Genomic DNA, 7,452 nt, shown 5'->3' with positions numbered 1-7,452 from the left:
CACCGTGCGGGTTCGACCCCCGCCCTCGGCACCATATGCGCCCGTAGCTCAATTGGATAGAGCGTTTGACTACGGATCAAGAGGTTAGGGGTTCGACTCCTCTCGGGCGCGCTTTTATTAACGGGAAGTGGCTCAGCTTGGTAGAGCACCTGGTTTGGGACCAGGGGGTCGCAGGTTCAAATCCTGTCTTCCCGATATTCCCAAAAAACATGGGGCCTTAGCTCAGCTGGGAGAGCGCCTGCCTTGCACGCAGGAGGTCAGCGGTTCGATCCCGCTAGGCTCCACTTATTTTAATATCATTTATGGCGGTGTAGCTCAGCTGGCTAGAGCGTACGGTTCATACCCGTGAGGTCGGGGGTTCGATCCCCTCCGCCGCTACCATAAAGGACCTTTAGCTCAGCTGGTTAGAGCAGACGGCTCATAACCGTCCGGTCGTAGGTTCGAGTCCTACAAGGTCCACCATTAGAAGTTTATATCTCGGAGGTATACCCAAGTTCGGCTGAAGGGATCGGTCTTGAAAACCGACAGGCGGCGAGAGTCGCGCGGGGGTTCGAATCCCTCTACCTCCTCCATTTTTTCTTAATTAAATATTTTATCGTCGCGGGGTGGAGCAGTCTGGTAGCTCGTCGGGCTCATAACCCGAAGGTCGCAGGTTCAAATCCTGTCCCCGCAACCAAGGTCCCGTGGTGTAGTGGTTAACATGCCTGCCTGTCACGCAGGAGATCGCCGGTTCGACCCCGGTCGGGACCGCCATTTTTACATAAAGGCTCGGTAGCTCAGTCGGTAGAGCAGAGGACTGAAAATCCTCGTGTCGGCGGTTCGATTCCGTCCCGAGCCACCATTTTGAAGTCGCAAGCCGGCTTAGCTCAATTGGTAGAGCAACTGACTTGTAATCAGTAGGTTGGGGGTTCAAGTCCTCTAGCCGGCACCACTTTCAAAATGAGCCATTAGCTCAGTTGGTAGAGCATCTGACTTTTAATCAGAGGGTCGAAGGTTCGAGTCCTTCATGGCTCACCATTTACAATTTAATGCGGGTGTAGTTTAGTGGTAAAACAAGAGCCTTCCAAGCTCTGGTCGAGAGTTCGATTCTCTTCACCCGCTTTTCAATTATGGGCCTATAGCTCAGCTGGTTAGAGCGCACGCCTGATAAGCGTGAGGTCGATGGTTCGAGTCCATTTAGGCCCACCATAATTGTTCCGCAGTAGCTCAGTGGTAGAGCTATCGGCTGTTAACCGATCGGTCGTAGGTTCGAGTCCTACCTGCGGAGCCATATTTATAGAGAAGTACCCAAGTGGCTCAAGGGGCTCCCCTGCTAAGGGAGTAGATCGCGAACGCGGTGCGAGGGTTCGAATCCCTTCTTCTCTGCCAGAACTGGCCCGTTGGTCAAGTGGTTAAGACACCGCCCTTTCACGGCGGTAACACGGGTTCGAATCCCGTACGGGTCATATTAAAAGAGATAGCATAATCTGCTATCTCTTTTTTGTTGTGTAAAAGTGGACTTTGGATAGAAAAAGAGATACTCAAGGTCATTAACGAAATGGCACTTAGAAATATATCATAGCTGGAAAAATCCTAAGGAATTAGTTGTAGAGTTATTAGATACAGTTGAATAATAAAAATTGAAATATGGGTCGCTCAACTAAAGGATGCTTTAATTGAGCTTTTTAATATTGAAATTTCTGTATTAGGCGCTACCACAGAAAACAAATAGTATAAATAGAAGAAGCTGTCTTTCAATAGGTGATCTACTGGAGACAGCTTTTTTATGATGCTAACGTTGTCGAGTTTTGTCGGTAAGTCGATATATTGCAAAAATCGCCGATATAATTTCACTTACCGACAAAAACATAAGAAAATCCCTTTCACAATCTAAAGAAAACGCCTCCATTGAAATGGATTCCACACCTATTCCAATAACTTTACACTCTATGTGAAAAAGTTCACAAATAGGTCATAATTTGTGAAGTAATTCACAATAATACGTGCTACAATATGAGTGTAAAGAAGTTAAACAACATTAAATTAGTATTTTAATTAATTACTTAAACAATCATAAAAAATATATGTGAACAATAGAGAGGGGAAATTACCATGAAAAAAGGTATCAATCGTGTAGTATTAGTAGGAACAGGAGCTGTAGGTTGTAGTTACGCTTACTCAATGATCAACCAAGGTGTAGCTGAAGAATTCGTATTAGTAGATGTTAATGAAGCAAAAGCAGAAGGGGAAGCAATGGACTTAAGTCATGCGGTACCATTCTCTCCATCACCAACAAAAGTTTGGAGCGGTAGCTATGCAGATTGTAAAGATGCAGATTTAGTAGTTATCACTGCTGGATTACCACAAAAGCCAGGTGAGACTCGCTTAGACTTAGTTGAGAAAAATACAAAGATCTTTAAACAAATCGTTCGCGGTATTATGGATAGCGGATTTGATGGAATCTTCTTAATCGCAACTAACCCAGTTGATATTTTAACTTACGTAACTTGGAAAGAATCTGGTCTACCAAAAGAGCGCGTAATCGGTTCTGGTACTACTTTAGACTCTGCTCGTTTCCGTTACATGCTAGGTGACTACTTAAATGTAGATCCACGTAACGTTCATGCTTATATCGTTGGTGAACACGGTGACACTGAACTTCCAGTATGGAGCCACGCTACTATCGGTGTACAAAAACTAGAAACAATTTTAGCTAACAACGAACAGTACAAACAAGAAGATCTAGACAAAATCTTCGAAAATGTACGTGATGCAGCTTACCATATCATCGAGCGTAAAGGTGCAACTTACTACGGAATCGGTATGTCACTACTTCGTGTAACTAAAGCAATCTTAAACAACGAGAACAGCGTATTAACTGTATCTGCATACCTTGAAGGGCAATATGGTGAGAAAGATGCTTACGTAGGTGTTCCAGCTGTCATTAACCGTGAAGGTGTACGTGAAATCGTAGAGCTTGAGTTAAATGAAGAAGAAAAAGCGAAATTCGCTCATTCTGTAAAAGTATTAAAAGAAACAATGGCACCAGTACTATAATAATTGCTAAATAGTTCAGAGGCGGGAAACTGCTTCCTACCTCTGAATTTATATAATTTCATATAAATTCCTTTTCCGGTTTCCCTTGTATATCCCCAATATACCCCTTTTGCTGGATCAGGGTCGTTTATAGAAAAGAGCACTCTACTTTGCGTAGAGTGCTCTTTATTATTATCATTTTTTAGGCGTTAATCCCAATTTCTTTAAAATATCTGCCAGTGTACCGCTTTTTGATTTTTCAACAGGTGTTTGTGATTTAGATGCATCGGGACCTTTTTTCAAGAAGTTCTTTTCAACGAAGCGAATATCTTTTTCGTCAACAATACCATCTTTATTTAGGTCACCGTCTTTCACAGATACTCCTTTTTTACCATAGTTGCTAGCGATAATTTCAGCATCTTTTATATCAATTACTTTATCGCCATTTACATCACCTGCAAGGTTTTCATCAAGGCGTGCATAATAATATTGGCCAATTAGCTTACCGTCTTTTTCAGTACCAAGTTTCGTTGTTAGTCGGCTTGTTAAATGCCCTGGTACTTCTACATATAAGTTATAGTCGCGTTTATTAACAGGAAGTCCATTTAGTTTGAAGTATCCGTATTTATCTAGTGAGCCTTCAAACTTATGACGGTAAGAATCTGTTGCATATACTTTTACGCCAAGCTTTGTATAATCGAATTTCTCATCTAAATAGCCACGTTCATTTAAGAATGCACCAGGTTTAATATTTCCTTCTACTAGTGAGTTTAAAGACATAACTGAGAATGTTTGATCTTGAAGGACACGCATTCTATTTGGCTCTGATTCACCTTGTTTCCAGTAAGCGAACACTGATAAATCTAATTGAGCATTTGCTTCATAAAACTCATCGTTTTCTACTTTGAACGTTACATCAATGAACGGGAAATCACCATCTAATCCAGCGAAGTTTTTATCATCAATAGCCCCGCCTACTGTAACAGAACCTTCTTCTAGTTTTGATTCATTTATTTTTGCGGTTACCCCTTTTTCAGAAAGGAGTTTTTCAAAAGCAGGATTCAATTTCGCATTTGCAAATTTGAAGTTCTTCTCTAGGAATTTTACGTTAAATTCTCCAGCAACGAATTGTTTTACGTGTTTCGCGTTTAGGGTTACTGTGAACTCGTCCCCTTTATATACTTCTTTTTTATCGTAACTAGCTTTTGCATATTGAGCTCCTTGCGGGATAAACCAATAATTATTTACACCGCTTGGATAGTCAGGACCTGCGGTTGCATAATCGAAAATATATACGCCTGTGTTCATTGGACCTTCCACTTTAAAGGATTCAGGAGTAATGCCAACTTTAAAGTCTCCGTTTGCATTAATAGGTAAAAACTTATGCAAGTATGGAGAATAGTCATAATACATAACGCCATTCGCTTCTTGCGTAATGTTTAACCCTTTTCCTTTTAAGTAATCAACGTTCGAATCATACACATTTCCTTTAATCCATAACGCTTTTTTACCATCTTCTACTGTATAATTTTCTTCATTTAATTCATAAATACCAGGTTTTAATCCAGTTAATTTCACTTCTGGTGGTGTATTATCAATTACGACATAATCACCTTTCACACGTGCTTTTCCAGCTTTATCATAGCCAACAAACTCAATTGTGTAGTCTCCTTCTGGTAAGTTGATTTTCTCATCACCAATTGGTTTTGCAGGATCATTTGTAAAAGGATACACTTTTCCGTTAAAGAAGGATTCTAAGTAGTAATACACATCCGTTTTTAGGCCACTCGTGTTTAACGTTCCAATGAAGCCGAGTGCTTTATTTGTTTTGGAATCTTTCACGATAAGGTCTAACGTTTCAAGTTCGCTATTTAATTGGAATGCCCCGTGAACATATGATTCACCATATGGATTAAACTTTGATGTATCAGTTGAAATTGCTTTTCTTGATAATATTGCATTTTCAATACCAGGTTCTGATACACGAATAGAGAACGGAATTTGGTACGTTTCTTCTTTATTTTTCGTATTTGTAATATGAATATATCCTTCATATCGGCCTTGTTTTACACCGGCTGGAACATTAATTTTTGCTTCAATTTCATCTGCTTTCCCAGCATCAAGTGTAAAAGTTTCTGGAACAGAAACTTTTACACCGTTTGCGGTAGCATCGTTAATAGAAGAAGATGCTGGTGTATAAGAAATTTCTGTTTTAAATTCTTTTTTCTCTTGTTTATTATGGTTTTCCACTTTTATATTTCGTTTTTGTTCAAGAGCTTCACCGTCTTTTTGATAGAACTTCCCGAATGCAATGGATCCAGTTTCTTCAGGGACTTCAATTACTTCATCATTTACAACTGTTTTTGTTGTATCTAGCACTTTAAAACTAGTTTCCGTATGAACGGCGTTGTACGCATCTACTCGTCCAGCTCCAACTTCATATACGGAATACTTTTCTTTTAAATCATCAGCTGTGTTCATAAGAGACGCCTTTACATCGAATGGAGAGTATTCTGGGTGTTCTTGTAAAATAAGAGCAGCAACGCCCGCGATATGAGGAGAAGCCATAGATGTTCCTTGCATACGCTCATAGGAAACGTCATAGTTTTCGCCCTCTTGTGGGTCGTTAATATATTCAGGTACTGTTGAAAGTACAGCAACACCAGGCGCTGTAATATCTGGTTTAATATCATCATTTGATGTAACAGGGCCGCGTGAGCTAAAGTCTGCAAGATGATCGCCTTCTGTTTGAATATAACTAAGTTCGTCAAAGGTAAAGGATGTATTACCTTGTTCGATTTGAGCTGTTAGTTTTTCACCGTCTTCTTTCGTTAGGCGGAATGCGGGAATGTATTTTGTACTTTCGCCAACGTAGAAAGGAATTTCTCCGTCCACATTGTTATAAATAATAACGGCTTTTGCACCAGCTTGTTTTGCATTCGCAATTTTTTCATCAAATGACAGTGTACCGCGTGCAACGAGAGCGATTTTTCCTTTTACATCTTTTTTACTAAACTCGTCAGGCGTACCGATTCCTACCGATTCGATAGATAACGTTTGTCCCTTGAAATCTTCTATTTTATCAGTGAAGTTTTTGCCAAATAAAATCAAGTTAGGGAATTGTACTTGTCCAGCATGACTTGATAGTTTCGGTAAGGAAATAGAGCTATCACTTGCTCCAACCGTAATTGCAAAGGGAGAAGCACCTGGTGATCCGAGTGTTGCTGGATTTGGACCAGAGTTTCCAGCGGCAACGACTGTAACAACACCGGAAAGCATTGCGTTGTTAACAGCGATAGACGTTGGATCAAGCGGATTGTTGCTCTCATCACCTAACGATAAGTTAATGACGTTCATACCGTCAGAAATAGATTTATCGATTGCAGCAATAATACCTGAACTAGCTCCACTTCCGTATGGACCGAGTACACGATAGTTATACAGTTCAATGTCAGGTGCAACACCTTTTACTGCGGAATCTGATTTGTTTTTCTTTTGCGCAGAAACGATACCTGCTACGTGAGTACCGTGGGCTGTGTAGAAGGAAGAGCCACGATCATCAAATTCAGGAGCGCCAGATTGTTGCCACTCTGTATAAGTTGTTTCCATCGGATCTGCATCGTTATTAATAAAGTCCCAACCTTTTACTGAGTTTGGATCTACCTTGCTAGAGTCTTCGCCAGGTTTTGCGCGATAGCCCTTATACACGTCTTTTAGGTCAGGATGATTGTAATCAATACCTGTATCTAATACACCAACTTTAATTCCTTTTCCGGTAATGCCTTCGCTATGTAACTTATCGACCCCAATTTGCGGAATACTATCTGTTAGTTTTTGAGGTGCTTTCTGCTCTGCTTGTTTTGGTAAATTTAGTTTCACTTCATAATCTTTCCAAATACGCTTTACAACGCCAATTCGTAACAATTCTTCTACTGTATTTGCAGGTAACGTCAGCGCAACACCATTTATCGCATGTTTATAAGAACGTTTAATTTGTACAGATTGGAAATTCCCTGACTTTACTGATGGGCTAAATTGATAAAGACGTTTTAGTCCTTTTTGAAATTCCTCATGCTCTTGATCAATACGCGTTTTTATATTTTCAGGAGCAGCTTGTAATCCTTTTTCTTTTTGTTTTAATTCATTAATCTTTACTGGAGCTGTTTGAAATTCTACAATGATATTTACTGGTTCAGAACTACTTGTATTAATATCTGGCGAGATAGTAAAACCAGGGTTGGCATCTAACGTTTGTAATGCCTGACGCTGTTCTTTAGAAAGTTTTGATAGTAAAGACTGGGCGTTTGAAGAGTCAATTTGGTTAATAGGATTTTCAGCAAGTACATTGAACGGAAGGGCAGTTGAAAGCAGAACGCCAGCCGTTACAATTCCGGTAACAAAACGATTTTTCTTTTTCATGTATAAGCCTCCGATAAT

2 protein-coding genes and 16 tRNA genes are annotated in these 7,452 nt (G+C 40.2%); 17 read left to right on the top strand and 1 reads right to left on the bottom strand.

The features are described from left to right. The first annotated feature begins 37 nt into the window (after positions 1–37). The 17 genes from PDQ40_RS22035 to PDQ40_RS21955 all read left to right on the top strand — a co-directional run bounded on the left by PDQ40_RS22035 (position 38) and on the right by PDQ40_RS21955 (position 3,036). Positions 38–111, top strand: a tRNA-Arg gene (locus PDQ40_RS22035). Between the two features lie 10 nt (positions 112–121). After that, positions 122–195 (top strand) — tRNA-Pro (locus tag PDQ40_RS22030). Between the two features lie 16 nt (positions 196–211). Further along, a tRNA-Ala gene (locus PDQ40_RS22025) sits at positions 212–284 on the top strand. 20 nt (positions 285–304) lie between these two features. Beyond that, positions 305–381 (top strand) — tRNA-Met (locus PDQ40_RS22020). 4 nt (positions 382–385) lie between these two features. Beyond that, positions 386–462: transfer RNA gene (locus PDQ40_RS22015), tRNA-Ile, on the top strand. 17 nt (positions 463–479) lie between these two features. Continuing rightward, a tRNA-Ser gene (locus tag PDQ40_RS22010) sits at positions 480–572 on the top strand. A 27-nt stretch (positions 573–599) separates the two neighbouring features. Beyond that, a tRNA-Met gene (locus PDQ40_RS22005) sits at positions 600–676 on the top strand. A 1-nt stretch (position 677) separates the two neighbouring features. Beyond that, positions 678–753, top strand: a tRNA-Asp gene (locus tag PDQ40_RS22000). Positions 754–765: 12 nt separating this feature from the next. Next, a tRNA-Phe gene (locus PDQ40_RS21995) sits at positions 766–841 on the top strand. Positions 842–855: 14 nt separating this feature from the next. After that, positions 856–931: transfer RNA gene (locus PDQ40_RS21990), tRNA-Thr, on the top strand. A gap of 10 nt (positions 932–941) precedes the next feature. Beyond that, a tRNA-Lys gene (locus tag PDQ40_RS21985) sits at positions 942–1,017 on the top strand. Between the two features lie 13 nt (positions 1,018–1,030). After that, positions 1,031–1,101, top strand: a tRNA-Gly gene (locus tag PDQ40_RS21980). Positions 1,102–1,111: 10 nt separating this feature from the next. After that, a tRNA-Ile gene (locus tag PDQ40_RS21975) sits at positions 1,112–1,188 on the top strand. A gap of 7 nt (positions 1,189–1,195) precedes the next feature. After that, a tRNA-Asn gene (locus PDQ40_RS21970) sits at positions 1,196–1,270 on the top strand. Between the two features lie 7 nt (positions 1,271–1,277). Then, a tRNA-Ser gene (locus tag PDQ40_RS21965) sits at positions 1,278–1,368 on the top strand. 5 nt (positions 1,369–1,373) lie between these two features. Continuing rightward, a tRNA-Glu gene (locus tag PDQ40_RS21960) sits at positions 1,374–1,445 on the top strand. 646 nt (positions 1,446–2,091) lie between these two features. Continuing rightward, on the top strand, positions 2,092–3,036 hold the full coding sequence (locus PDQ40_RS21955) for an L-lactate dehydrogenase (RefSeq protein ID WP_000715350.1): 945 nt from the start codon (positions 2,092–2,094) through the stop codon (positions 3,034–3,036). A gap of 174 nt (positions 3,037–3,210) precedes the next feature. Here the strand turns inward: PDQ40_RS21955 and PDQ40_RS21950 are convergent, their stop codons facing one another. Continuing rightward, a complete protein-coding gene (locus tag PDQ40_RS21950; protein ID WP_270691635.1) occupies positions 3,211–7,434 on the bottom strand; it encodes a S8 family serine peptidase in 4,224 nt (1,407 codons plus the stop codon). Positions 7,435–7,452: the final 18 nt, after the last annotated feature.

This window comes from Bacillus cereus group sp. Bc061 (genome assembly GCF_027715825.1).
Lineage (GTDB): Bacteria > Bacillota > Bacilli > Bacillales > Bacillaceae_G > Bacillus_A > Bacillus_A paranthracis.
The sequence above is the reverse complement of the archived record's forward strand: the minus strand, read 5'-3'. Positions and strand labels throughout refer to the sequence as shown.

Coding starts and splice junctions, on each gene's coding strand:
- PDQ40_RS21955 (WP_000715350.1), top strand. CDS start 2,092: ATGAAAAAAGGTATCAATCGTGTAGTATTAGTAGGAACAGGAGCTGTA.
- PDQ40_RS21950 (WP_270691635.1), bottom strand. CDS start 7,434: ATGAAAAAGAAAAATCGTTTTGTTACCGGAATTGTAACGGCTGGCGTT.